Annotated in this window: 25 protein-coding genes; 10 read left to right on the top strand and 15 right to left on the bottom strand. The window is 61.2% G+C overall.

All coding sequences use genetic code 11. From position 1 onward, the window contains the following. Positions 1 to 46 precede the first annotated feature (46 nt). Together U5O12_RS18010 and U5O12_RS18015 are read right to left on the bottom strand one after the other, a co-directional pair. Entirely contained in the window at positions 47 to 475 is a 429-nt protein-coding gene (locus U5O12_RS18010; protein WP_322579981.1) for an organic hydroperoxide resistance protein, read from the bottom strand. A 60-nt stretch (positions 476 to 535) separates the two neighbouring features. Further along, positions 536 to 994 carry a MarR family transcriptional regulator gene (locus tag U5O12_RS18015; protein ID WP_322579982.1) on the bottom strand — a complete coding sequence of 153 codons (459 nt, stop codon included), beginning with the start codon at positions 992 to 994 and terminating at the stop codon, positions 536 to 538. Positions 995 to 1125: 131 nt separating this feature from the next. On the opposite strand from U5O12_RS18015, the gene U5O12_RS18020 reads away from it, so the two are divergent. Further along, positions 1126 to 2730, top strand: a complete 1605-nt coding sequence (locus U5O12_RS18020) for a choline dehydrogenase (protein WP_322579983.1) — start codon at positions 1126 to 1128, stop codon at positions 2728 to 2730. A gap of 675 nt (positions 2731 to 3405) precedes the next feature. Here the strand turns inward: U5O12_RS18020 and U5O12_RS18025 are convergent. Genes U5O12_RS18025 through U5O12_RS18040 form a run of 4 tightly spaced genes read right to left on the bottom strand, consistent with a single transcriptional unit; the run spans position 3406 to position 7847 of the window. Next, positions 3406 to 4242 (bottom strand): ABC transporter permease, encoded by an 837-nt coding sequence (locus U5O12_RS18025; RefSeq protein WP_322579984.1) that lies wholly within the window; start codon positions 4240 to 4242, stop codon positions 3406 to 3408. 4 nt (positions 4243 to 4246) lie between these two features. Next, the gene (locus tag U5O12_RS18030) at positions 4247 to 5170 is read right to left on the bottom strand and encodes an ATP-binding cassette domain-containing protein (protein ID WP_322579985.1); all 924 of its coding nucleotides are present in this window, start codon (positions 5168 to 5170) and stop codon (positions 4247 to 4249) included. 24 nt (positions 5171 to 5194) lie between these two features. Next, positions 5195 to 6349 carry a GGDEF domain-containing protein gene (locus U5O12_RS18035; protein WP_322579986.1) on the bottom strand — a complete coding sequence of 385 codons (1155 nt, stop codon included), beginning with the start codon at positions 6347 to 6349 and terminating at the stop codon, positions 5195 to 5197. Between the two features lie 4 nt (positions 6350 to 6353). Next, the gene (locus tag U5O12_RS18040) at positions 6354 to 7847 is read right to left on the bottom strand and encodes an AMP nucleosidase (protein ID WP_322579987.1); all 1494 of its coding nucleotides are present in this window, start codon (positions 7845 to 7847) and stop codon (positions 6354 to 6356) included. 72 nt (positions 7848 to 7919) lie between these two features. Between U5O12_RS18040 and U5O12_RS18045 the strand changes: the two genes are divergently transcribed. Beyond that, positions 7920 to 8246, top strand: coding sequence for a hypothetical protein (locus U5O12_RS18045; RefSeq protein WP_322579988.1), 327 nt, complete (start codon positions 7920 to 7922; stop codon positions 8244 to 8246). Positions 8247 to 8264: 18 nt separating this feature from the next. On the opposite strand, the gene U5O12_RS18050 is transcribed toward U5O12_RS18045, so the two are convergent. Then, entirely contained in the window at positions 8265 to 8489 is a 225-nt protein-coding gene (locus tag U5O12_RS18050; protein ID WP_322579989.1) for a cysteine-rich CWC family protein, read from the bottom strand. Positions 8490 to 8542: 53 nt separating this feature from the next. Between U5O12_RS18050 and U5O12_RS18055 the strand changes: the two genes are divergently transcribed. Continuing rightward, positions 8543 to 9010 carry a CYTH domain-containing protein gene (locus tag U5O12_RS18055; RefSeq protein WP_322579990.1) on the top strand — a complete coding sequence of 156 codons (468 nt, stop codon included), beginning with the start codon at positions 8543 to 8545 and terminating at the stop codon, positions 9008 to 9010. Here U5O12_RS18055 and U5O12_RS18060 read toward each other — a convergent pair. Together U5O12_RS18060 and U5O12_RS18065 are read right to left on the bottom strand one after the other, a co-directional pair. After that, the gene (locus U5O12_RS18060; RefSeq protein WP_322579991.1) at positions 8986 to 10509 is read right to left on the bottom strand and encodes a tetratricopeptide repeat-containing glycosyltransferase family protein; all 1524 of its coding nucleotides are present in this window, start codon (positions 10507 to 10509) and stop codon (positions 8986 to 8988) included. The two genes, U5O12_RS18055 and U5O12_RS18060, sit on opposite strands and share 25 nt — an antisense overlap. Further along, a complete protein-coding gene (locus tag U5O12_RS18065; RefSeq protein WP_322579992.1) occupies positions 10502 to 11179 on the bottom strand; it encodes a glycosyltransferase in 678 nt (225 codons plus the stop codon). The genes U5O12_RS18060 and U5O12_RS18065 overlap by 8 nt, the downstream gene beginning before the upstream one ends. Positions 11180 to 11330: 151 nt before the next feature. Here U5O12_RS18065 and U5O12_RS18070 point away from each other — a divergent pair, with 151 nt between their 5' ends. Beyond that, positions 11331 to 11669 (top strand): hypothetical protein, encoded by a 339-nt coding sequence (locus U5O12_RS18070; RefSeq protein ID WP_322579993.1) that lies wholly within the window; start codon positions 11331 to 11333, stop codon positions 11667 to 11669. A 208-nt stretch (positions 11670 to 11877) separates the two neighbouring features. Here U5O12_RS18070 and U5O12_RS18075 read toward each other — a convergent pair whose 3' ends face one another. Further along, positions 11878 to 12345 (bottom strand): Lrp/AsnC family transcriptional regulator, encoded by a 468-nt coding sequence (locus U5O12_RS18075; RefSeq protein WP_322579994.1) that lies wholly within the window; start codon positions 12343 to 12345, stop codon positions 11878 to 11880. Positions 12346 to 12551: 206 nt separating this feature from the next. On the opposite strand from U5O12_RS18075, the gene U5O12_RS18080 reads away from it, so the two are divergent. From U5O12_RS18080 to mmuM, 4 genes are all read left to right on the top strand, one after another. Next, complete coding sequence (locus U5O12_RS18080; RefSeq protein WP_322579995.1) at positions 12552 to 13337, top strand: transporter substrate-binding domain-containing protein; 786 nt, start codon at positions 12552 to 12554, stop codon at positions 13335 to 13337. 55 nt (positions 13338 to 13392) lie between these two features. Beyond that, complete coding sequence (locus tag U5O12_RS18085; protein ID WP_322579996.1) at positions 13393 to 14073, top strand: ABC transporter permease subunit; 681 nt, start codon at positions 13393 to 13395, stop codon at positions 14071 to 14073. Between the two features lie 2 nt (positions 14074 to 14075). Continuing rightward, positions 14076 to 14771, top strand: a complete 696-nt coding sequence (locus U5O12_RS18090; protein ID WP_322579997.1) for an ABC transporter permease subunit — start codon at positions 14076 to 14078, stop codon at positions 14769 to 14771. Between the two features lie 91 nt (positions 14772 to 14862). Continuing rightward, a complete protein-coding gene (mmuM, locus tag U5O12_RS18095; RefSeq protein WP_322579998.1) occupies positions 14863 to 15804 on the top strand; it encodes a homocysteine S-methyltransferase in 942 nt (313 codons plus the stop codon). Between the two features lie 90 nt (positions 15805 to 15894). On the opposite strand, the gene U5O12_RS18100 is transcribed toward mmuM, so the two are convergent. From U5O12_RS18100 to U5O12_RS18120, 5 genes are all read right to left on the bottom strand, one after another. After that, a complete protein-coding gene (locus U5O12_RS18100; RefSeq protein WP_322579999.1) occupies positions 15895 to 16380 on the bottom strand; it encodes a c-type cytochrome in 486 nt (161 codons plus the stop codon). 233 nt (positions 16381 to 16613) lie between these two features. Beyond that, on the bottom strand, positions 16614 to 17696 hold the full coding sequence (locus U5O12_RS18105) for a macro domain-containing protein (RefSeq protein WP_322580000.1): 1083 nt from the start codon (positions 17694 to 17696) through the stop codon (positions 16614 to 16616). Continuing rightward, positions 17696 to 18340, bottom strand: coding sequence for a DUF4433 domain-containing protein (locus tag U5O12_RS18110; protein WP_322580001.1), 645 nt, complete (start codon positions 18338 to 18340; stop codon positions 17696 to 17698). The genes U5O12_RS18105 and U5O12_RS18110 overlap by 1 nt, the downstream gene beginning before the upstream one ends. Continuing rightward, the gene (locus U5O12_RS18115; RefSeq protein ID WP_322580002.1) at positions 18337 to 18909 is read right to left on the bottom strand and encodes a DarT ssDNA thymidine ADP-ribosyltransferase family protein; all 573 of its coding nucleotides are present in this window, start codon (positions 18907 to 18909) and stop codon (positions 18337 to 18339) included. Before U5O12_RS18115 ends, U5O12_RS18110 begins: the two co-directional genes overlap by 4 nt. A 256-nt stretch (positions 18910 to 19165) precedes the next feature. After that, positions 19166 to 21406 carry a malate synthase G gene (locus tag U5O12_RS18120; RefSeq protein WP_322580003.1) on the bottom strand — a complete coding sequence of 747 codons (2241 nt, stop codon included), beginning with the start codon at positions 21404 to 21406 and terminating at the stop codon, positions 19166 to 19168. 138 nt (positions 21407 to 21544) lie between these two features. On the opposite strand from U5O12_RS18120, the gene U5O12_RS18125 reads away from it, so the two are divergent. Then, positions 21545 to 21844 (top strand): Dabb family protein, encoded by a 300-nt coding sequence (locus U5O12_RS18125; protein ID WP_322580004.1) that lies wholly within the window; start codon positions 21545 to 21547, stop codon positions 21842 to 21844. Positions 21845 to 21850: 6 nt separating this feature from the next. Further along, entirely contained in the window at positions 21851 to 23035 is a 1185-nt protein-coding gene (locus U5O12_RS18130; protein WP_322580005.1) for a CaiB/BaiF CoA-transferase family protein, read from the top strand. Positions 23036 to 23087 lie beyond the last annotated feature (52 nt).

Consider the following 23087-nt stretch of genomic DNA (forward strand, 5'->3'; position numbering starts at 1 on the left):
CGGCCTCCGAGGTGACAGGGCGCTAGGCCCCGTACACACCCTCCGTTTAGACCACGGTGATGGTCACTTCGATGTTGCCGCGGGTGGCGTTGGAGTAGGGGCACACCTGGTGAGCTTTGTCCACCAGCGCTTGCGCTGCGGCCTTGTCCATGCCGGGGATGGAGACTTCCAGTTGCACTTCGATGCCGAAGCCCGCGGGAATCTGGCCAATGCCTACGGTGGCGTTGATGCTGGTGTCGGCAGGCAGGGCGATCTTTTGGGTGCCGGCCACGAACTTCATCGCGCCGATGAAGCAGGCGCTGTAGCCGGAGGCAAACAGTTGCTCGGGGTTCACGCCATTGCCGGGGCCGCCCATTTCTTTAGGTACGGCCAGCTTCAGGTCCAGCAGACCATCGGAAGTGCGGGTGGTGCCGTCGCGGCCGCCGGTGGAGGTGGCGTGGGCTTGGTAAATCACTTTTTCGATTTTGGTGGTCATGGTGCTTCTTTCATAAAGTGCTGCCGGCTGGCAGCGGGGTGGGTAATGGGGTGTTGGGTTTCAGGGGGCCGTCAGGCGCTGGCGCAGCGCTTGCACCTGTTGGGTCAGGCTCATGAGTTCGTCCAGCGGGCAGTCCGCGGCGGCGAGCACGCAGGCGGGAATCTTCGTGGCCTGTACTTTGAGGGCGCGGCCTTTGGCCGTTAAAAACACTTCCACGCGGCGCTCATCGGCGGCACTGCGCTGGCGGCTCAGCAGCTCAGCCTGTTCCATGCGTTTGAGCAGGGGCGTGAGCGTGCCGGAATCGAGATACAAGCGTTCGCCCAAGGCCGAAACGCTCAGGCCGTCCTGCTCCCACAGCACCATCATTACCAGGTACTGCGGGTAGGTGAGTTGCAGTTCTTCCAGCAGTGGCTTGTAAAGCTTGGTCATGGCCAGCGAGGTCGAATACAGCGCAAAGCACAACTGGTTGTCCAGACGCAGGGCGGCGTCATTGGCAGAGGTGGTGCGTGGGTTTGGCATGGGATGAATTGTAGCTGGCAATTTAATTGTGTGCAATACAAATTCACAAAATTCTTTTTGAGAGTCAGCACAAGGGTAAACCTCGGCTTGGCAGGTTCGGGGTCGATGGGGTAACGTTAACGTCACCCTGAATGAGGAGGCCGTACGTGTTCGACTACATCATCATTGGCGCCGGCTCGGCTGGCTGCGTCTTGGCAGCCCGCCTGAGCGAAGACCCCGCCGTGACGGTGGCCCTGCTGGAAGCTGGCCCACCTGACAGCAGCGTGCTCATCCACTGCCCTGCGGGGCTCGCGGTGCTGGCCAAGAACGGCCAGGCCAACTGGAAGTTCGAAACCACCGCGCAGCCCGGTCTCAACGGCCGACGTGGCTACCAGCCGCGCGGCAAGGTGCTGGGGGGATCCAGCTCGGTCAACGCAATGATCTATGTTCGTGGCCAAAAAGAGGACTATGACCACTGGGCCGCCGAGGGAAACTCCGGTTGGAACTATGACGAGGTGCTGCCCTATTTCAAGAAAGCCGAGGACAACGCCCGCGGCGCCGACGCCTTCCACGGCCAGGGTGGCCCCCTGCACGTGCAGGACCTGACCAGCCCGAACCGCCTAGGCCCGGTGTTTGTGGAAGCGGGGCACCAGGCCGGCTATGCCGTCAACCCCGACTTCAATGGCGCCAGCCAGGAGGGTGTGGGCATGTACCAGGTGACCCACAAAGACGGTGAACGCTACAGCGCCGCCAAAGGCTACCTCACCCCCAACCTCGGGCGGCCCAATCTGCATGTGTTCACCGGCGCGCACACCACACGCATCCTGCTGGAGCACAAGCGGGCCGTAGGGGTGCAGTTTTTACACGAGGGCGAAATGAAAGAGCTGCGCTGCAGCCGCGAGGTACTGCTGAGCGCCGGTGCGTTGCAGTCCCCGCAGATCCTGATGCTCTCGGGCATCGGCCCGCACAAGCACTTGCTGGAGAACGGCATTGCCACGCTGCACGACCTGCCTGGCGTAGGGCAGCACCTGCATGACCATATCGACATCGTGCAGCTGGTTAACGCACCGCAACTGACGGAGACCTTTGGCGTGTCCTTCACCGGCATGGTGAATGCGCTGCGCGGCATTTTTGAATGGCGCAAGCAGCGCACCGGCATGCTCACCACCAATTTTGCCGAGGCCGGTGGCTTTATCAAGAGTCAGCCCGACGAGCGCACGCCTGACTTGCAGTTCCACTTTGCCATCGCCAAGCTGGTGAACCACGGCCGCAGCACGGTGCTGGGCCATGGCTATTCCTGCCACGTCTGCCTGCTGCGCCCCCACAGCCGCGGCAGTGTCACGCTGGCAAGCAAAGACCCATTTGCAGCGCCCGTGATTGACCCGAATTTTCTGGGCGAGCGCGACGATGTGGATCGTCTGGTGCGCGGCTTCAAGCTGATGCGTACCGTGCTTCAGCAGCCGGCCTTCGCCGAACTGGGTGGCAAGGAAGGCCCCAAGTCCGCCGCTGCCCGCAATGACTTTGAGATCGAACAGTTCATTCGCGACAACGCCGACACCGTCTACCACCCCGTGGGCAGTTGCCGCATGGGCCCGGGTCCCATGGACGTGGTGGACTACGAGTTGCGCGTGCAAGGTGTTCAGGGCCTGCGCGTAGTGGACGCCTCCATCATGCCCCGCATCGTGAGTGGCAATACCAATGCACCGACCATCATGATTGCGGAGAAGGCGGCGGATTTGATCAAGGCGGCGTGGTGACTTGCCGCCTGATTTGCTATTAATTTAGTAGCTGCTCGCGCAGTATTTACAGGCTACAGGGCCGGTTTTGTGTGTAAAAGAAATTTCTGGTGCTTGGTTCGCGCACGGCGGGTGGCGTGGCCCGCGTTCTCCAGCTCGCGTCGCGGACGGCCGTTTCTGGTTAGTTGGGGTTACTGCGTTAACACCGTAGTCGGTGCGCCTGCTCTGTGGCAACCGCGAGTGCGGCCTACGCCCGCGGGCCCCACCACCCGCCTGGGTTGGTGGGCTGGGGGGCATTTAGAACTTCGGCTTCAGACTAGGAGCGGGCATACCAAACAATCCAAAGCGGACACACTTCTACTCGTAAATCTTTCCGCAATACAGAAAGACTGCGAACCTTCTCCATAGATTTTCGGGTGCGATTTTTTGAGTTAGCCCCATGTCCGTTGACTCGCCCCAACTAACAGCTGCCTCTAGAAACCTCTCAATTGACGTGTTCTCCCAACCATTGGCATCAGGGCCATATGGATTGGAGCAATTCACAGCTTCCTTGGCCGCAGACTCCGCCCGATCCTTCGCAAGTAACCTTACGAATGCAAGAAAACTAGCGGAGTCGGAAACTGCCCCAAGTGCGTTATCAAGTTCCATTGGAAGATGTTTGTATATGTCTGCAATTGCCGCTGAGCAGTAGAGAGATCATTTCGCAAACCTTTTGCGCGTCAGCGCCAGCGCAATCCAGAACGACCCCACGGCATAGACCGCCAGCACTGCCAAGTGCCGTATGGCATCTGTGGGCCACTGGTCCATGAACAGCGGCCGCACCAGGGCTACAGCGTTGGAGAGGGGCAGCCAGTCAGCCACCACACGCACCACCACTGGCAATTGCTCCAGCGGAAAGAAGACGCCACTCAGGAACATCATGGGGGTGAGGAAGAGCGTGAAGTAGTAGGTGAAGAAGTCATAGCCTTTGGCCAGCGCGTTGAAGATGAGAGCAATGCAGCTGAAGGTGATGCCCACTCCGAACAGGATGGGCCAGGCGACGAAGAGTTTGGGGCTGTGGCTGATGCCCAAGGCCAGCATCACGCCCAGGATGGCGGTGACGGTGAAGAGCGACTTGAACGCGGCCCAGAGCATTTCGGCCAGCACCACGTTGTCCAGGCTCACGGGGGCGTTCATGATGCCGTCCCAGGTCTTTTGCACATGCATGCGGCTGAAGGCGGAGTACAGCGCTTCAAACGACGCGGCCTGCATGGCGCTCATGCAGATAGAGCCGCTGGCCAGAAACAAGATGTAGGGCACAGCCACAGTGCCAGCAGGGCCGGCCACGTTGACCTCGCCTACCAAGGCGCCCATGCCGTAGCCAAAGGCGATCAGCCACATCAGCGGCTCGGCAATATTGCCCACCAGGCTGGGGATAGCCAGCTTGCGCCAGACCAGCAGGTTGCGCAGGAACACGGGCCAGAAACGGAAAGATACCTCTGGGGCGCGCCAGATGGACTGGGGCTTCGCTTGAACGTAGTTGGCAGTGGTCATGGGATCAACCTTCCTCGCGGATCTGGCGTCCGGTCAGTTTCAAAAACAAATCTTCCAGGTTGGCCGGGCGGTGCAGGGTCCGCAGCTGCGGATGAGAGGCCAAGCCCTGCAGCAGGGCGCCGGCGTCTTGCGTGTAGAAGAACACGGTCTCTCCGCTCACCTCCACGCGCGCCGCCAAGCTGCGCAGCGGGCTGTCCACCAGCGCCACGGCGCCCACGCCAAACACCTCCACCACATCGGGCTCCAGGTGCTGGGCGATCAGGTCGCGCGGGGTGCCTTCGGCAATCTTCTTGCCGTGGTCCAGTACCAGCAGGCGGTTGCACAGGCGCTCGGCTTCGTCCATGAAGTGGGTGGTCAGCAAAATGGATTTGCCTTGCTGCAGTAGCACCTGCAGGCGTTCCCACATCAGGTGGCGGGCCTGCGGGTCCAGGCCAGTGGTCGGTTCGTCCAGCAACAGCAGTTTGGGGTCGTTGACCAGCGCGCGTGCCAGCGAGAGTCGCCGGCGCATGCCGCCGGACAGTTCGCCTGGCTTGGCATTGGCCTTGTGGGTGAGGGCGGCAAACTCCAGCAGCTGCGGAATGCGCGCGCGGATCGCGGCGTCCTTCATGCCAAAGTAGCGGCCATAGACCAGCAGGTTCTCGGCGCAGCTGAAGTCCGGGTCCAGCGTGTCGAACTGGGTGACGACGCCCAGCGCAGCCTTGATGGCCAGCGCGTCACGTGGCATTTCCAAGCCCAGCGCATGGATGCTGCCACCGTCGGGCACGGTGTGTCCCAGGCACATGCGGATGGTGGTGGTTTTGCCCGCGCCGTTGGGGCCGATGACGCCCAGGCATTCGCCCGGCGCAATCTCGAAAGACAGGTCTTTGACGACTTCTGCGTCGCCATAACGCTTGTGCAAGTGCTGCACTTCAAACAGTTTTGCATTCATGCGGCCATTGTGCCGCAGGGGTGTCTAGTCTGCCTGCAGCAGTCGGCCCCGACCCTGGGCCTTGGCCTGGTACAGCGCGGTATCGGCGCGCACCATGAAGTCAGTCAGTTTGAGGTCTTGGGGACGCAGCAAGGCCAGGCCCGCGCTGTAGCCCACCCGCAGCGTGGGTTGCTGAATGCCTTCTTCGAGCAGGGCCAAGCGCAAACGCTGCTCCACATGCAGGGCGGCACGTTTGTCCGTCTGCGGCAACAGCAAAGCAAACTCCTCGCCGCCAATGCGCGCAGCCAGATCGCTGCTGCGGCGGTTGGATTGCAGCACTTTGCCAACCACGCGCAACACTTGGTCACCCACCTCGTGGCCTTGGGTGTCGTTGATGCGTTTGAAGTGGTCCAGGTCCAGCATGATCAGCGCCAGCGGGGTGCGGTGGCGTCGTGCCTGGTCGAACAGGGCGGGCGCCCGGTCGTCCCAGCCATGGCGGTTGAGCAGGCCGGTGAGGTTGTCGGTAAACGCCTGTTCGCGCAATTGGCCCTCTGCCTCTTCACGCCAGGCCACCAGCACCGCCACGGTCGTCAACACCAAAGCCAGATTGGCAGTAAGTTGGGCCACCACGTTGACGGGGTGAGGAGCGTCAAAGGCGGGATACAACTCGGGGTAAAACGCGCCAAGCATGCCACGCGCCAGCGATGCGCAGGCCACCGCTGCGTAACACAGGGCCACCAGGGCACGCCAGCGCAACCCGGCCGGCTGGCTTGGCCCCAGCGCTGCCCGGGACACGATGGCCAACTGAAACGCAAACAGCAGGTTGGCATAACCCACCCGCAGGCTGTAGTTTTCAAAACTCAAGGCATACCCAATGGGCATCAGGATCAGCAGGGCGAGCAGAGCGCGCTGGTGAGGGCGTGGACCCAGCCAGGCTTGCAAGGCCAGAAACATCAGGTAATTGGCCACCGAAGCCAACACCATGGCGAGCGTGGACAGCACGGGGTCCAGCCAGTGGCCAAAGGCAAAGCCCGAGGCGATGATAGCGACCCAGCCCAGCGTTTGGCTCAGCAGGCTGAACTGGGCCAGGCGCGCCGCGCGGCTGATGCCCTGGCCCATGATCAGGAGCAAGGCAACAGAGACGGTGCTCAGGTTCAGCGCAGTCAGGACCAGAATGGTCAGGACGTTGAGCTTCTCCATGGGCTTACTGGAAGGCCACCTCGGCAAAGCTGCGCAGCTTGCGGCTGTGCAACTGGTCTACCCCCTGGGAACGCAGCAGTTCAAGGGCGCGGATACCGATGCGCAGGTGCTGGTCTACCCGCTCGCGGTAGAAGTGGTTGGCCATGCCAGGCAGCTTGATTTCGCCGTGCAGGGGCTTGTCGCTCACACACAGCAAGGTTCCGTAGGGCACGCGGAAGCGGAAACCGTTGGCGGCAATCGTGGCGCTCTCCATGTCCAGCGCCACGGCGCGGCTTTGGCTGAAGCGGCGCTGGGGCGTGTTGTCAGGCAGCAGCTCCCAGTTGCGGTTGTCGGTGCTGGCCACGGTGCCGGTGCGCATGATGCTCTTGAGTGCGGCGCCCTTGATCTGCGTGACATCTGCCACCGCCTGCTCCAGCGCCAGCTGGATTTCTGCCAGCGCCGGGATGGGCACCCACAGCGGCAATTCTTCGTCCAGCACATGGTCTTCGCGCACATAGCCGTGGGCCAGCACGTAGTCGCCCAGTTGTTGGCTGTTGCGCAGGCCCGCGCAGTGGCCCAGCATGATCCAGGCGTGCGGGCGCAGCACGGCAATGTGGTCGGTGATGGTTTTGGCGTTGGCCGGGCCTACGCCGATGTTGACCATGGTGATGCCCGCGTTGTCGGCGCGCACCAAGTGGTAGCCCGGCATTTGCGGCAGGCGCGGGGGCGCGGCGCCCAGCGCGTCTGCCGCCTGAGCAGGCAGGCCCACGCGGCGCGTGACCACATTGCCGGGTTCCACAAAGGCCACGTATTCGCTGTCGGCTTTCGCCATCTCGGCATGGCCCAGACGCACGAATTCGTCGATGTAGAACTGGTAGTTGGTAAACAGAACAAAGTTCTGGAAGTGCTCCGGCGCCGTGCCCGTGTAGTGGCGCAGGCGGTGCAGTGAGTAATCTACCCGCGGCGCAGTGAACAGCGACAGGGGTTGGGGCTCGCCAGCTTTGGGGCTGTAGGTGCCATTGGCAATGCCGTCGTCCATAGCGGCCAGGTCAGGCAGGTCAAACACATCGCGCATGAGCGTGCGGCGCTCGGCACTCATTTGGCCTTCCACGTGGTCGTGCTCGGCAAACGAGAAGTGCACGGGAATCGGCTGGCTGCTGGTGCCCACCTCCAACTCCACACCGTGGTTTTGCAGCAGCAGGCGAAACTGCTCCAGGTAGTAGCTGCGGTAAAGGTCGGGGCGGGTCAGCGTGGTCTCAAACCGGCCGGGGCCGGCCACAAAACCAAAGCTCAGGCGTGCCGCCTCGGAGCCCGGTTTGCGCGACACAGTATCGGTGTGGATGCGCACCAGCGGGTAGCAGGCGCGCACGTGGCCTTGGCTGTCTTCCCCCGCCACAAACCGCTGCATGGCCTGGCGCAGGTGTTGGATGCTGCTGTCATAAATGCGCAGAACCTGGGCCAGGGCGGCAGCAGGGTCGGTAAAACGGGCGGGGGCAATGAAGGTGGGCAGGCTGGACATGAGGGTATTGTGCCGCGTGATTGTTTGCGCGGTATGCGGTAGAGTGCAGGCAAGACCATCACGAGGGCCACGGTGCCAGACCCGAAAGATTCCCGTTTTCACGAAACTGGCTTCCCCTCTTTGCAGTGGGAAGAGGAAGACTTGCCTACGCGGCCCATGCCTTTCCATGAGCGTCCCCTTCAGGCCCGCATCGACCATGAAATGGCCATCATCGCGGAGCACCACATCCGCATTGCCTTGGCCATCGAGAAATTCTGGGGCCACCGCGACTGCGTGGAGTACCTGCAAACTCTGGTGTTGAGCGGTGGCTACAGCGACAGCACCCGTAACCGTGTGGGCTTCAAGCCCGAGGTCCTTTCCGCCTTGATCAACCTGGCTTCGCTGCACAAGGTGGAGTGAGTCCCTGGTGCAGGCGTGTCAGCCAGCGTCCCGTTTGGCGGCCGCTGCGCAGGCGGCACAAATGCAGGCTTTGCCACGGTCAGCCGCTGGTACGTTTGCCAGCAGCTCCGCGCTAAAAGTGGCTTGGGTGCACCAGCAGGGAGGCTGTTTTTGGCCGGTAGCACGCTCCAGTTCCATGGCGCATTGGTTCGCTTGTCCGCACAGCGGGCACACTTCAGGGGCGGTGGGGCTTGGCGTGGGCATGGTACCCACAGTGTAGCCACCGCACCCCTATTCTTTTGAGGAAACATTTGGCCATGGCGGTAGAAATTGAACGCAAGTTTTTGGTGATCGGCCAGCCCTGGCTACAGGTGCCTGAGGTGGTGTACCGGCAAGGCTATCTGAACCGGGACAAGACCCGCACCGTGCGTGTGCGGGTTGCGGGAGACGCAGCTTTCTTGACCATCAAGGGCGTCAATGTGGGCGCAACCCGTGCCGAGTTTGAGTACCCCATTCCTCTGGCTGACGCAGAGGCCCTGCTGGCCCTGTGTGATGGCCCCTTGATTGAGAAAACCCGCTACCTGCTGGACCACGCTGGTACACGCTGGGAGCTGGATGTATTCGCGGGCGAAAACGCCGGGCTGGTGGTGGCCGAGGTGGAGCTGGAATCAGAAGACCAAGCCTTTGCAAGGCCTGATTGGCTGGGTGACGAAGTAACGCAGGATGCGCGCTACTTCAACTCCAACCTGGCCGTGCACCCCTACTGCCGCTGGGCCACGCCGTAGCGCGCTTGCAGGGATGCCGTCAGCGTCTCCATCGGGGCTTGCCAGTCTGCCCCGGCGATTTGCCGGTGTACTGCAAAGCCGGGGAACCAGGGCGATGGCGAGCCTTCCTCTTGCCAGCGGAACTCTGCGGGCGCAGGCACCAGCACGTCCCCACCGATGCCCAGCCCTGCGCACAGATGCACATTGGTGTTGCTGACGCCCACCAGCCCATCCAGACAGGAGAGCAGCGCCAGCAGTTCGTCCAGATCCTGGTCGAACCTGCTGGCGTCCAGCACACGGTCTGCACCCAGGCGGGCTTGTACTTGCGCCCACTCCCCGGGCTGCAAGCCTCGCTGCAAGACCACCACTTCGGCATCCAATGGCGCAAGCACGTCCAGCAGGCTGTCCAGGGGTGCCGTTTTTTGCAGCCAGCGCTGGGTGGCAAAGCCCTGGGGCTGGGCTTGTGTGCCGGCACGCCAGGCCAGGCCCAGCTTTCGACGTGGGCTGGCCAGTAGCGGGTACTGCTGCTGCAGGCCCGTGCGCACCGCAGTTTGTGCCTGTAGCGGCACGGCGTCGGGGTAGGCGTTTGTCAGCGCGCTGCCCAGAGCCCAAGACAGGTCACCGACTAGCAGCCGGAAGCTGGCCGGTGTTTCCGAATTCGAAGCCTGCACGAGCGATGCGAGGGCGGGCTGACTGAGCAGCGGCGCCAGTTTGGCGTTGCAAAGCTGGTACTGCACCTGGGCACCCCGCGCATGCAAGGCGGGCAGGTAACGCATGAAAAACAGCTCGTCGCCGATGCCTTGCTCTCCTTGCACCCGCACCGTGTGGCCGTGCAAGTCGGCAGGCAGCTCCGGGGTCTTGGGCACCCAATGCGCGGGTGTGCCTTCGGTGGCATGGCGGTTGAATCGCCAAGCGTAGTGTTGCCAGCCCTGCGTAAGATTGCCTTGGCGCAGGTATAGCAAGGCGAGGTTGTGGTGCGCGTCCACATGGTCGGGTTGCAGCGCTAGGGCGGCCATCAAGGCGTATTCGGCCGCAGCCGTCTGGCCGCTCTGTGCCAAGCAGCTGCCCAAGTTGTAGTGCAGGCGCACCGACTGCGGGTGCCGCTGGGCGGCCGCCTGCAAAAAAGTGACGGCTTGTTCGGGCAGCCCCGCCTGTTCATAAAACACGCCCAGGTTGTAGGCGGCTTCTTCGTGGCCCGGGTCCAGCATGAAGGCTTTGATGAGCTGCATCTCTGCGGCGGTGGTGTGCCCTGTGAGCTGCAAAGCGCGGCCCAGGGTCAGCGCAAGTTCGATGGCCAGCGCAGTATCCGCACCTGGGTCCAGGTCGTGCAGCAGGGTTACTGTGTCCTCATAGCGGCCTAGGTGGAACATCGATTCACCGGCCAGAAACCGCCAGTACACGTTCCGGGGCTGGGCTTGCAAGGCCGAGGCATAGGCATCGAAAGCCTGGGCGAACTGCCCTTGCGCCAGCAATCGGTCACCGGCTAGTGCATGCTCCAGGCCGGGAGTGCCCTCATCCATGGCGTTGGAGGGAATAGTCAGCTAGCAGGCGCTCGCGGTGCCATTCGGCAGCCATGGGGTCGTCGGCGTATTCGTGGAAGCAGGGCGTACCCAGCGTCCAGTGCAGCAGCTTGGCCTCGGGGTTGGGGCCAAACTCCTGGGGCAGCCAGTTCCACTCAATCGGCAGCGCACCGATCAGCTCGTCGGCCAGCCAAGTAAAGCGGTGCAGCTGCGCGCCAGTGCCGTTTTCCACAAAGGCGGGCGTGACCACTCGGTTGGCCGGGTGGCCGCAGTTCCACAGCACCACACTGGACCAGTTTTTCCGCGGGTAGTCCTGGTTCTTGGAGCCCAGGTACTTGCCCTGTGCTTTGGTTTTGTAATCGTGTTGTACACACATCACGGCTTTGCTGTCGTCGCGCAGGGCCCAGAGCTGGGCAATGTCTTCGCGCAGCACCATGTCGCCGTCCATGAAGAGCGCCCAGCCGCTGTAGTCCGTCAGGTACGGCAACAAAAAACGGCTGTAAATGAACTGGTTGCTGCCGTCCCCATGGGTTTCGCGGTAGTCGGGCAGGGTGTGCAGCGCCAACGGCGTGATGGCCACGGGCTGCCGTGCGTGCCGCACGATGCTGTTGGCGCACACGTGGTAGGCCACGGCTTCGCGCGGGTCGTAACCAATGAAGATCCGGATCATGCGCCATGCTAGGCCGGGCTTTGGGGGCTGAAAGGCAGAAAAGCACCGTTTTGCCCAGCCAAAAGGCGCGCCAGCTTTGCAAAGCAGATACACGGCGCTGCTACGCTGGATGCGGGCCGGCACTCCGCGGGCCACATGCAAGGAGCGCGTGATGCAAGGAATCCACCGATCTTTTCTGGTTGCCGCTTTGGGCGGTCTGTTCCTGCTGGGCAGTGCGCTGGCCCAGCAGAACCCGCCACCCAAGCCGCCCGAGGGCCAAGGCAAGGGGCAAGATGGTGGCCACCGTGGTCCGCCGCCCGAGGCGCTGGCGGCCTGCAAATCCCTGAGCAGCGGCGCCGCCTGCACCATGACCACCCCGCAGGGCAGCATGAGTGGCACTTGCGGCGCTCCCGAAGGCAAACCCTTGGCCTGCCGCCCGGCGCGCCCGCCACAGGGGCAAGGGCAGGGGGACGGCAGTAGCAAGCCGCCACCGCCCAAGCCTGCAAACTGATCGTGGCTAGGAAAGAAAATAATCCCTAGAGCCCGTCAAATATGCGCGAACAGCTCCTGAAATAGGAGCATTGCACTGCGGGCCATGACTTCCTCCGTCTTGCTTGCGCTGGCCTGGACTGAAATTACGACCCGGCTACAGGGGTGTTCAGCTGCGAACTGTGCATTCCAGTCAAACCGCTGTAGCTGGCGACGCGCCGTCTTCCGTCTTATTCGTCTACCGGCACGTACAGGTCGGACTTCATCGCATCGATCACCACATTGGTGGTCATGCGGATGACCTGTGGCACTTCCGCCATCAGCCGGGCAGAGAGGGCGTCGTATTCCTTCACGCTTTTGCTCAGGATGATCATTACCAGATCGACCGCGCCGGTCACATAAAAAAGCTGTTGTACTTCGGGTTCTTTTTGTACCCAAGCGCGGATCCGGGGCAGGGCTTCGTAGTTGTCCTTGAGCTCAATACCGGCAATGAACTGCATGCGTTGGCCGACCACCTGCGGGTCCACGATGGCGACCTCGGCCGTAATCACTTTGTCGGCCCGTAGCCGGCGCAGGCGCCGTTGCACTGCAGATGCAGACAGACCGACCGCCTCGGCAATCACTTCTGCATTGACCTGGCAATCGCGTTGTACGAACTCCAGAATCTTGCGGTCAAAGGGGTCCAAAGGCGTTTCCATCGGTGCATTGTAGGCAGCACGGTGCGATGGCCTGCGGCGGCACCAAGGCTTGCGACACTGCCGTTTTCCCGCGCGAAAAGTGCTTATTACGCCGCCTGGCGGTATTTCTTTGCGGGAAACTTGAGTTTCCTTTGCGTCTAAAAAGCGCAGTGTTGATCGAACTTGGCGGTGTCCTGTGGTGGGGCGCCCGGATGGAGAAACGAAAAATGAAGCGTCAGATGTTGAAAGCGGTCTTGGGTGGTCTGTTCTTGGTGGCCGGCGTGGCCCATGCCCAGGACGTGGTGCGTATCGGTACCCTGTCGGACTACCCGCCCTTTGAGTACAAAGATGCGTCTGGCCAGCTCAAGGGAATGGAGATTGAGTTGGGCAACGCGATGTGCAAGCACATGCAAGCCAAGTGCGAATACGTCACCATGGACTTTGATGCGCTGATTCCTGCGCTCAAAGCCAAGAAGATTGACGCCGTGCTGGCCCAGATGTCCATCACCGACGAGCGCAAAAAAGTGGTGGACTTCACTGATCTGTTCACCCTGGCACCCGTGCAATACGTGGCCAAAGTGGGCTCCGGCATCAACGAAGACCCTGCCACCCTCCGCGGCAAGACTGTGGGCGTGTACAGCGGCTCCAATAGCGAGACGTACTTCAAGAAGCGCCTGCCCAAGGGCAAGTCCGGCATCGCCACCAAGTCGTACCCCAATCAGGACGCGATCTGGCTGGACCTGGAAGCCGGCCGCCTGACCACCACCCTGACCGACACCACCGTTGCTTACGAGTGGCTGCAAAAAACCGGCAAGGCCAAGGGCTTCGACTTCGCCGGCAAGCCGGTGAACGACGTGGAAATCTTCGGCGAAGGCACTGGCATTGCGGTGCGCAAGGGCGACGCCCTGAAGGCCCGCTTCAGCGCCGCCATCAAGAAGGTGCTGACCGATGGCACCTTTGCTGCCGAGAACAAAAAGGTGTTCCCGTTTAGCATTGCGCCTGCCAGCAAGTAATTGACAGGGCCCCACCGCCCCGTGCGGGCGGTGGCCGCGCTTTTCCGGAGTCGAGATGGATGTTTTGCAGGCCTACACGGGCCAGCTGCTGCAAGGTGCGCTGATGACCGTGCAACTGGCCTGCGCCGCCTTGGTGTGTGGGCTGGCCTTGGGCTTGTTGCTGGCGGCCTGCCAGCTCAATCGCCACGCCTGGCTGCGCCGCCCGGTGACGGTGATCACCGGCGTGCTGCGCGGAGTGCCCGAGTTTCTGGTGGTACTGGTGTGCTACTTCGGGTTGTCCAACCTCATCAACAACCACTTTGACAGCGCGTTTGACATCAGCCCGTTTTTTGCAGGCGTGGTGTCTCTGGCGCTGGTCTTGGGGGCGTATTCCTCCGAGGTGTTCCGCGGCAGCTTTGTGGCGCTGGATCGTGGGCAGCTGGAAGCCGCCCGCTCGCTGGGCCTGAGCCCGGTGCAAACCTTCTTTCTGGTGCGCTTACCGCAGGCCTGGCGCATCGCCATTCCCAGCTTGGGCAACCTCTGGCAATCCTTGCTCAAAGACACCTCGCTGGTGTCGGTGGTCGGCTTGGAGGACTTGCTCAAAAAGTCGAACATGGCGGCGCAGGCCTCCCGCGAGCCGTTTATGTTCTTGCTGGTGGCAGCCGTCATGTATTTCTGCCTGCTGGCGATTTCCGACCCGGTGGTCTCCGCGCTGGAGCGGCGGGCCCAGCGCCCTTACCAACCCTCTCGCAGCTAGCTATGGACGCCTGGTTCACTGACACCCTCGTCCTGCTGCAGGACAACCGTGCCGAACTCTGGGAGGGCTTGGTCGTTACCTTGCTGCTGTGGGCGGCCGCTGGCGCCGCTGGCTTGGTACTCGCGCTCGGCTTGGCATTGGGTGCCACGCACGGCGGGGCGGTAGTGCGGCGGCTGGTGCCCATCTACGGTGCGGCCCTGCGGGGTACGCCGCTGCTGGTGCAGATGTTCCTGCTGTACTACGGGCTCAGCCAGTTTGAGTGGGTGCGGGCGTCCGCTGCGTGGGTGGTGCTGGAAGACGCGTTTTACTGCGGGCTCATAGCCCTGACCCTCAACATTGCCGCCTACATGGCCGAAGACATCCGTGCCGGCATTCTGGCGGTGCCGCAGGGGCAGCAAGAAGCGGCCCGCGCCTTCGGAATGCCGTCTGGTACTTTGCTGCGCCGTATCGTGCTGCCGCAGGCATTGCGTATAGCCACTCCCGCCTTAGGCAATGAGGTGGTGTCATTGCTCAAAGCCACGGCGCTGGTCAGCACCATCACCGTGTTTGACCTGACCGGCGTAGCCCGCCGCCTCTCTAACGAGTCGTACACCACGGATGCACTGGTGCTGGCTGGCGTGGTCTATGGCGCGCTGACCCTGCTGATTTCGGCGGGCGTGCATTTTCTGGAGCGGCGCCGCAAAAGCCACGTGGCCTGAGCCGCTTGTCTGCATAGAGCCTGGGCAAATTGCTGCCACCGCGCAGGCGCTTTGCCTATGCTCTTCCTCGAATTTTTGAATGGTCCCCACGATGCTGAATCCCCTGAATAGTTTTCTCGCCCACGACCGCCTGATGGTGCTGGACGGCGCCCTCGCCACCGAGTTGGAGCGCCGTGGCGCCAACCTGAATGACGCGCTATGGTCTGCCAAGCTGCTGATCGAGCAGCCCGAACTCATTCGTGCGGTGCATGCAGACTACTTTGCCGCTGGTGCCGATGTGGCCACGACCGCCAGCTACCAGGCTACCTTTGAAGCCTTTACCCTCCGTGGCATGAGCCGGGCGCAGGCCGCTGATTTGATGCGCCTGTCCGTGACATTGGCCTGCGAGGCGCGCGATGCGTTCTGGGCCGAGCCCGCTAACCGCGTGGGACGCCTGCGCCCGCTGGTGGCAGCGTCGGTAGGGCCGTATGGTGCCATGCTAGCCGATGGCTCGGAATACCGCGGGAACTATGCACTGAGCCGTGCCGCGCTGGCCGACTTTCACCGCGAGCGCATGCAAGTGCTGGCCACCTCAGGCGCTGACCTGCTGGCTTGCGAGACCATTCCCTGTCTGGACGAAGCCTTGGCGATTGCCGATGTGCTGGCCCAGCACAACACCATCACCGCGTGGATCAGCTTCTCCTGCAAAGACGGCGAGCGCAACGTGCAGGGCGAGCGCTTGGCGGATTGCGTGGCTGCGCTAGAGGCTTATCCGCACATCGTGGCGATCGGCGTGAATTGCACCGCGCCTGAATATGTGGCCAGCCTGGTCGAGCAGGCTAAAACCCGCACCACCAAGCCGGTGCTGGTCTACCCCAACTCCGGTGAACACTACGACGCAGAAGGCAAGGTCTGGACGGGCGCCTGCGACCCGGCAGATGCGTACGCCGAGATGGCCTCGCGCTGGCAGGCCAAAGGGGCCCGCATGATTGGTGGCTGCTGCCGCACCGGCCCGGACGACATTCGCGCGGTGCGCCACATGGCTGCAGCTTGATGCGTTGAGGTATGAAATGGGCCTCTAGCGCGCATGGAATATGCGCAGATAGCTACTAAAAACGTAGCGTTTTTTGGGTTTTGCTGCAGTTCACTGCGCTGCCGGTGGCAGCGACATTACCCACAGCGCCATCTGCCGCGCTTGCGCTTCGCTGAGCTGCGGGTGCCGAGGCATCAGGGCCCGGCCCCATTCGCCGGAGCCCCCATTGCGAATCTTGCCCGCCAGGTAGTCCACCGCATCGGGACGGCCTTGATAGCGCGCAACCATTTGATTGAATGCCGGGCCGACATAGCGCCGGTCTACCCCGTGGCAGCGCATACAGTTGGACGCGTTGACAGCAGCTTGGCCCAGCGCCAGTGAAGCAGCGGGGGTAGCCGGTGATGTTGGCGACTCCACACCGCTGGCGCTTTTTGCAGGTACAGCGGCACTTTGTATCGATCCGCCTTCGCTGTTGTCGGCCTGCAGCGTGCGCCAGCCCACCATCAGCATGCCCGCGACGACCACCAGCACCGCCACGATAAGTGCCGCCGCAAGCCAACGTGGTCTGTGGGGTGGGGTGTCGTCTTCCGGGTACATGTTTTGGGTCTCTGTAAGTGGAGTCCCCGAGTGTCGCGCGAAAGGCATCGCATTGTTGGACTCGGGCTTTTTCAGGAGCCGGCACCACTAACAAAAACGGCACCCGAAGGTGCCGTATTCGCACTTGCTGACTTTACTCAGCTGACCTCAGTCGCCATCGTTGCTCCCTGCGCTATGCGTTGCCGGAAAAACAGACGCTATGTCTCGCTGTCTTCCGACATGAGCACGCGCTGTCAGGCAGCGATGGCTAGGCGTGGTGGATTCGTCAGTCGCTCCAAAGCAATGCCAATAGCCTCGTTATGGAAAAGCCTTGACTTCCGCTGCGCTGCGCCTTGCACGGGCCAGGCCAGCAAGCCTTCGCGTACGGCTGAAACAGTAGGCTGTACATGCTCTTTGATTAAGAGCCAATCCACCGTTGCAAGCAACTCCATGCCAAACGGAGATTCAAACCCATCAATTAAAGCGGCAGTTTCTTCAAGCGCAGGAATATAGGCCTTGGCTTCGCTTTGTAAAAAGGCCTGAACCAAGTCCTTGCGATCATCGTCAAACCAAATTACATCAAGCTTGTCCGCGTCAGCAATTCGTTTATCGCAATGCAAATAGCTTCCGTCCAACTTGTCGATAAGTTTGTCGAGGCGGTTTGCATAAGGGCCGTAGCGATTAGCTTCAAACTGTAAGTCCAACGGGTTGGTGCCGGGCATCAGTCGTTCGATAGAACGCTCCAGAAACCAAGCCAACTTTTGGATCTCCAACAGGCTGCACTCCATGCCGAGCACCCAGTAGCGGCGTACCAATTCAGCGATCAGCGCACGGGCTGGAGTTAGCTTTTCAACGCCTGTGCGCTTAGCTACGTTCTGATATTGCTTGGTGGGTTCAAACACGGTGATTTCAATATCAGCCAGATCGCCCAATGCACGCTCAATTTCGAGTTTCACTGTTTCCCAATCCAGTCCACCATTGCCGGCGCCCAAGGGAGGGATAGCGATTGACTTAACTTTGTTGTCGATCAGAAACTTGCGAAGGTCTTTTAACCCTTCGGTCACCCACTCCAGTTGAGATGGCGAGCGCCAGTGTTGCTTTGTAGGGAAATTCACAATCCAGCGAGGCCCATCCAATTCAGAGGGCTGGGTGATGAACATGTACCCGGTACGCACCTCGTGCGCTTTGCAGGCGGCAGCGTATTGGCGGTAGTTGTCGTCAAACCGATCTTTGAACATCAGCGCAATTCCCTTGCCCATCACGCCCACGGTGTTCACTGTGTTCACGAACACTTGCGCGCGGGCTTCCAGCAAATTACCTGTTGTGAAATTGAGCATTAGAAATACCACCCCGGGCGTGCATGAACCGGCAAATTGAGCCCTTGGGCAACAACTTGCGCCTGAGTACTCATTTTGCCTGTTTCTGAATGGCAAACAATACCTATCAACCCCGATACGGGGCAATGTTGATGAATCAATGCTTCGGCTTGGTAGCGCTCAAATTTGGCGGGGTCGTTCTCGTCGCGTTTGAAGTCTCGGGCCTGCAAAAGCGGCCAGTCCACCTTGTCTAGATGGGCTAGATCGTTGTAGTAGGTGGCCCAGCGGTAATAGGCGTGCATGTCAGTGAATAGAAAGGGCAACCCCTGCTGTGCCACATGGTGCAAGCTGGACACCAGAATTACGATCTCATCGTTTTGCCGCTGTTGCACGCCGCCGCGCCCCGAGCGTATATTGCGCATCATCACGGAGAAGGGTGTGAAATAGAAGGGAACGTAGTCGTTCAGCAGCCCGCCCGGTGGCATTTGCACCGTGTGTCGTGCGCGCTTGTCAATCAACTCCAAATTGCCAATGCTCACCCAGTTTGGCGCCCGTTGGGTACTGTTGCCGCAATGCAGGCCATGCTGCAGCACCCAGGGCAGATTGTCGCGATGGATGATGCGCCAGATCAGCGCTTTTTCGGGGTTGAGACTCTTGTAAATCATCGGAGAAACATGTTCTCGTTCACATCAATGCCAACGGTCACACCATGGCGATTCGCACACGTACGGACTTTTCGTTCAATCGTGGTGTCGCGAACATAGATTGCAAAGAACTGAGAAACTGGTACCGAGCCGGGTGCAAGACACTCTGCCATGCATACGCTCTTGCAATTCGGGTCGTGGTAATCCCGTTGATTCATCGTCTCCCAGTCGATTGCCTCAAAACCCGCAGCGTAGTCGAGCAGCTCCATCCCGCTATTGGCCAAAGGGTGGCGCGGGAGAAATTTCCAGTTCTTTCGGGCAGCCAGCTCACGCTTCACTGCAATGAGCGCGAACGACGTGTCCCTGTATGTTCTCTGAATAATCCCGTCGAATGGGTTGTTTACGAACCAGTGGAACGGGACATACCCCTCCAGAACCAAGCCCTGTCGCTTTTCAATGATCGCCATATCTGCAACGTCTTGAAAGTCGGTGAGCTGATTTCGTGGCAGAAGCCCCTTCTCAAGGATGGACGGGATGTTCTTTAGCGCAGTCAGGTGATAGATAAGCTTTTTGCTTTTGTAATCTGCCATACGTTCCCCTGTTGGCTATTGAACTGAGACTATGCTGGTGAGCAAGTCTTGCATGAGGTCCAGTTTTGCAGCTTTAGCGACCCTGCAACTTCTCGCCGGTCAATGTTACCAAGTGACTGCCCGTGCGCGCGCCAAAAGAAAACGGCACCCGAAGGTGCCATTTTTGATCGAGGTTCAATGCCGAATTGGCACTTAGCGCCCATGGCATATGCGCGAGAAGCTCCTAAATTGATAGTGAGCTGCCCGCCTTGACTGCTTACGCGTCCGCCTTCACCCTCAAGCGCCAAGCATGCAGCAGCGGCTCGGTGTAGCCGCTTGGCTGTTCTTTGCCTTTGAAGACGAGATCGCATGCCGCCTGATACGCCGCGCCCTTGAAGTTGCCCACCATGGGGGTGTAGAGCTTGTCGCCAGCGTTTTGCTTGTCCACCTTGGCGGCCATGCGTTGGAAGGTTTCTTCCACCTGGGCTTTGGTGACCACACCGTGGTGCAGCCAGTTGGCCATGTGCTGGCTGCTGATGCGCAGGGTGGCGCGGTCTTCCATGAGGCCGATGTCGTTGATGTCGGGCACCTTGGAGCAGCCCACCCCTTGGTCCACCCAGCGCACCACGTAGCCCAGAATGCCCTGGGCGTTGTTGTCCAGCTCGGCTTGTTTTTCGGCGTCCGTCCAGTTGGGGGTGGCCGTCACGGGGATCTGGAGCAGGTTGTCCAGGATGCCGTCGCGTGCCTTCTCGTAGTGGGTCTTTTCCAGTTCCTTTTGCACATCGCTCACCAGCAGCTGGTGGTAGTGCAGGGCGTGCAGGGTGGCGCCGGTGGGGCTGGGCACCCAGGCGGTGTTGGCACCGGCCTTAGGGTGGCCGATTTTCTGCTCCATCATGGCCTTCATCAGGTCAGGCATGGCCCACATGCCCTTGCCGATCTGCGCCTTGCCGCGCAGGCCGCTGGACAGGCCCACCAGCACATTGTTCTTCTCGTACGCGGCAATCCAGGCGCTGCTCTTCATGTCGGCCTTGCGGATCATGGGGCCAGCTTGCATGGCGGTGTGCATCTCGTCGCCGGTGCGGTCCAGGAAGCCGGTGTTGATGAAGGCCACGCGGCTTTGAGCGGCGGCAATGCAGGCCTTCAGGTTCACGCTGGTGCGGCGCTCTTCGTCCATGATGCCCAGCTTCACGGTGCTGTCTGGCAGGCCCAGCATCTGTTCCACGCGGGTGAACAGCTCGGCGGCAAACGCCACTTCAGCGGGGCCGTGCATCTTGGGTTTGACGATATAGACCGAGCCCTTGCGCGAGTTGCGGATGGCGTCCTTCTTGGTCTTCTTCAGGTCATGCAGGGCGATGGTGGTGGTGACCACCGCGTCCATGATGCCTTCGGGGATTTCTTTGGTTGTGCCGTCGGCTGCGGTGTAGGTGATGGCCGGGTTGGTCATCAGGTGACCCACATTGCGCACAAACATGAGGCTGCGGCCGTGCAGCTTCACTTCTTTCTTGCCATCGGGCGCGGTGTACACACGGTCGCCGCTCAGGCCACGGGTCAGCGTCTTGCCACCCTTCTCAAAGCTCTCGACCAAGGTGCCTTGCAGAATGCCCAGCCAGTTGCCATAGGCCAGCACTTTGTCTTCAGCGTCCACCACGGCCACCGAGTCTTCCAGGTCCAGGATGGTGGACAGGGCAGCTTCCAGCACCAGGTCGCTCACGCCAGCGGCGTCGCTCTTACCGATGGGGGTGGTGCGATTGATGATGATGTCCAAGTGCAGGCCGTTGTGCTGGAGCAGCACGCTGGATGGGGCTTTGGCAGCGCCCTGGAAGCCGATGAACTGGGCCTTGTCAGCCAGCTTGCTTGTCGTGCCGTCTTTGAGTGTGACGACCAGATCACCGCCCTTGATGGCGTAGCCGGTGGAGCCCACATGCGAGCCCTTCTTCAGCGGTGCGGTGCGGTCCAGCACGTGGCGTGCGTATTCAATGACCTTCTTGCCGCGCTTGGGGTTGTAGCCCACAGTTTTTCCATTTTTCTGGCCCACCTTCTCGCAACCTTTGTCTTCGCTGATCACATCCGTGCCATACAGCGCGTCGTACAGGCTGCCCCAGCGGGCGTTGGCCGCATTCAGTGCGTAGCGCGCGTTCAGCACGGGCACCACCAGCTGCGGGCCAGCTTGCGTGGCCAGCTCGGCGTCCACGTTCTTAGTCGTGATCTTCACCTTCTTGGGGCTGGGCACCAGGTAGCCGATTTTTTCCAAGAATGCCTTGTACGCGGGCATGTCGGCAATGGGGCCGGGGTTGGCCTTGTGCCAGGTGTCCAGCTCAGTTTGCAGGCGGTCGCGCTCTGCCAAAAGGGCGATGTTCTTCGGCGCCAGGTCGGCCACGATGGCGTCAAAGCCTTTCCAGAATGCTTCGGGCGTGATGCCGGTACCGGGCAGCACTTTCTGTTCGATGAACTGGTGCAGGCTGGTAGCCACCTGCAGGCGGTGTGCGCTGGTGCGGGGGGTAGACGGTGCGTTGGACATGAACGATGCCTTTCGAGAAAAAAAGAAAAGGGGTGCCGCCGCCATAGGCCTGAGGCTAGTGATGTACTGTATTCCATCCTTTGCGCGGCACTATATGGAAGAATATCAATCTATTTGTGACAATTTCAAAGGTAGTCCATGCCAATACGCCACCTCGTCCTGCTGAAGTTCAAAGCCTCCGTCACCCCGTCCGAGATCCAGGGCATTGAAGCCGGATTTGTCGATTTGCGCAGCAAGATCAGTGCCGTGCAAAGCCTGGAATGGGGCACCAACAACAGCCCCGAAGGCCTGGACAAGGGCTTCACCCACTGCTTCAACCTCACGTTTGCGGACGATGCCGCACGCGCCGTCTACCTGCCGCACCCGGACCATCTGGCGTTTGTGGAGATTCTGAAACCCACACTGGACGATGTGCTGGTGCTGGATTACACGGTGTAGGCGCCCATGAGCGAAGCCAAAACCTTGCCCCTGGCCGGCATCCGCGTCGTTGAGTTCACCCACATGGTGATGGGCCCCACCTGCGGCATGACGCTGGGCGATCTGGGCGCCGAGGTCATCAAGGTGGAGCCGCTGGCGGGCGACAGCACCCGCAAGCTCTTGGGTAGCGGCGCGGGTTTTTACCCGCTATTTAACCGCAACAAAAAGAGCATTGCGGTGGACCTGAAGAGTGTCAAGGGCCGCGAAATTGTGCTCAAGCTCATCGCCACGGCCGATATCGTGAGCGAGAACTTCAAAACGGAGACCATGCAGAAGCTGGGCTTGGATTACGCGTCCTTGAGCAAGCTGGACCCGCGCCTCATCTATGTGAGCCACAAAGGCTTTCTGCCCGGCCCTTACGACCACCGCACCGCGCTGGACGAGGTGGTGCAGATGATGGGTGGCCTGGCCTACATGACCGGCCGCCCCGGGGACCCGCTGCGCGCGGGCAGTAGCGTGAACGACATCATGGGCGGCATCTTCGGCGCAGTGGGCGCCATGGCCGCGCTGATGCAGCGCCAGCAAACCGGCAAGGGCCAGGAAGTGCAAAGTGCGCTGTTTGAGAACAACATCTTCCTCGTGGCCCAGCACATGATGCAGTTCGCCGTGACCGGCAAGGCCGCCGCGCCCATGCCCGAACGCATTTCGCCTTGGGGCATTTACGACGTGTTCAGCGTGAAGGACAACGAGCAGATCTTCCTGGCTGTGGTGGGCGATGGGCAGTGGAAGACGTTTTGCGAGGCCTTCGGCTACGCCGACCTGTTTGCCGACCCGCGCGTCACCACCAACAACGACCGCGTGCTGGCCCGCAGCTGGCTCATCCCCGAGTTGCGCACCCGTTTGGCGCAGTTCAGCCGCGCCGAGCTCTCGCAGCGCTTTGAGCAAGTGGGCCTCCCCTTCGCTCCCATCACCGACCCGCAGCATTTGTTTGACGACCCGCACCTGCAAGCCACCGGCGGCTTGGCCCCGATGGAGCTACCCGATGGCCGCCAGACGCAAGTGCCTTTGCTGCCACTGACGCTGGGCGGCGAGCGCCTGGGCCTGCGCCTGGACCCGCCCAAGCTGGGCGAGCACACCGATGCGCTGCTGCATAGCCTGGGCTACAGCGCGGACGATGTGGCTGCCCTTCATGCGCAAGGCGTTGTGCTATGAAAATAGGAGCTTTTCACGCAATATCCACGAGCGCCAAGGGGCTAAAGGGTAG

The organism is Rhodoferax sp. (genome assembly GCF_034519335.1).
In the GTDB taxonomy this organism is placed as follows: domain Bacteria; phylum Pseudomonadota; class Gammaproteobacteria; order Burkholderiales; family Burkholderiaceae_C; genus Allorhodoferax.

Excerpts from the sequence above, each read along its gene's own strand:
- U5O12_RS18105 (WP_322580000.1), bottom strand. The coding sequence starts at position 17,696 with ATGCTCAATTTCACAACAGGTAATTTGCTGGAAGCCCGCGCGCAAGTG.
- U5O12_RS18130 (WP_322580005.1), top strand. The coding sequence starts at position 21,851 with ATGAGCGAAGCCAAAACCTTGCCCCTGGCCGGCATCCGCGTCGTTGAG.
- U5O12_RS18030 (WP_322579985.1), bottom strand. The coding sequence starts at position 5,170 with ATGAATGCAAAACTGTTTGAAGTGCAGCACTTGCACAAGCGTTATGGC.
- U5O12_RS18060 (WP_322579991.1), bottom strand. The coding sequence starts at position 10,509 with ATGGATGAGGGCACTCCCGGCCTGGAGCATGCACTAGCCGGTGACCGA.
- U5O12_RS18010 (WP_322579981.1), bottom strand. The coding sequence starts at position 475 with ATGACCACCAAAATCGAAAAAGTGATTTACCAAGCCCACGCCACCTCC.
- U5O12_RS18110 (WP_322580001.1), bottom strand. The coding sequence starts at position 18,340 with ATGATTTACAAGAGTCTCAACCCCGAAAAAGCGCTGATCTGGCGCATC.
- U5O12_RS18070 (WP_322579993.1), top strand. The coding sequence starts at position 11,331 with ATGCAAGGAATCCACCGATCTTTTCTGGTTGCCGCTTTGGGCGGTCTG.
- U5O12_RS18125 (WP_322580004.1), top strand. The coding sequence starts at position 21,545 with ATGCCAATACGCCACCTCGTCCTGCTGAAGTTCAAAGCCTCCGTCACC.
- U5O12_RS18065 (WP_322579992.1), bottom strand. The coding sequence starts at position 11,179 with ATGATCCGGATCTTCATTGGTTACGACCCGCGCGAAGCCGTGGCCTAC.
- U5O12_RS18120 (WP_322580003.1), bottom strand. The coding sequence starts at position 21,406 with ATGTCCAACGCACCGTCTACCCCCCGCACCAGCGCACACCGCCTGCAG.
- U5O12_RS18015 (WP_322579982.1), bottom strand. The coding sequence starts at position 994 with ATGCCAAACCCACGCACCACCTCTGCCAATGACGCCGCCCTGCGTCTG.
- U5O12_RS18050 (WP_322579989.1), bottom strand. The coding sequence starts at position 8,489 with ATGCCCACGCCAAGCCCCACCGCCCCTGAAGTGTGCCCGCTGTGCGGA.
- mmuM (WP_322579998.1), top strand. The coding sequence starts at position 14,863 with ATGCTGAATCCCCTGAATAGTTTTCTCGCCCACGACCGCCTGATGGTG.
- U5O12_RS18115 (WP_322580002.1), bottom strand. The coding sequence starts at position 18,909 with ATGGCAGATTACAAAAGCAAAAAGCTTATCTATCACCTGACTGCGCTA.
- U5O12_RS18085 (WP_322579996.1), top strand. The coding sequence starts at position 13,393 with ATGGATGTTTTGCAGGCCTACACGGGCCAGCTGCTGCAAGGTGCGCTG.
- U5O12_RS18075 (WP_322579994.1), bottom strand. The coding sequence starts at position 12,345 with ATGGAAACGCCTTTGGACCCCTTTGACCGCAAGATTCTGGAGTTCGTA.
- U5O12_RS18080 (WP_322579995.1), top strand. The coding sequence starts at position 12,552 with ATGAAGCGTCAGATGTTGAAAGCGGTCTTGGGTGGTCTGTTCTTGGTG.
- U5O12_RS18055 (WP_322579990.1), top strand. The coding sequence starts at position 8,543 with ATGGCGGTAGAAATTGAACGCAAGTTTTTGGTGATCGGCCAGCCCTGG.
- U5O12_RS18020 (WP_322579983.1), top strand. The coding sequence starts at position 1,126 with ATGAGGAGGCCGTACGTGTTCGACTACATCATCATTGGCGCCGGCTCG.
- U5O12_RS18025 (WP_322579984.1), bottom strand. The coding sequence starts at position 4,242 with ATGACCACTGCCAACTACGTTCAAGCGAAGCCCCAGTCCATCTGGCGC.
- U5O12_RS18035 (WP_322579986.1), bottom strand. The coding sequence starts at position 6,349 with ATGGAGAAGCTCAACGTCCTGACCATTCTGGTCCTGACTGCGCTGAAC.
- U5O12_RS18040 (WP_322579987.1), bottom strand. The coding sequence starts at position 7,847 with ATGTCCAGCCTGCCCACCTTCATTGCCCCCGCCCGTTTTACCGACCCT.
- U5O12_RS18100 (WP_322579999.1), bottom strand. The coding sequence starts at position 16,380 with ATGTACCCGGAAGACGACACCCCACCCCACAGACCACGTTGGCTTGCG.
- U5O12_RS18090 (WP_322579997.1), top strand. The coding sequence starts at position 14,076 with ATGGACGCCTGGTTCACTGACACCCTCGTCCTGCTGCAGGACAACCGT.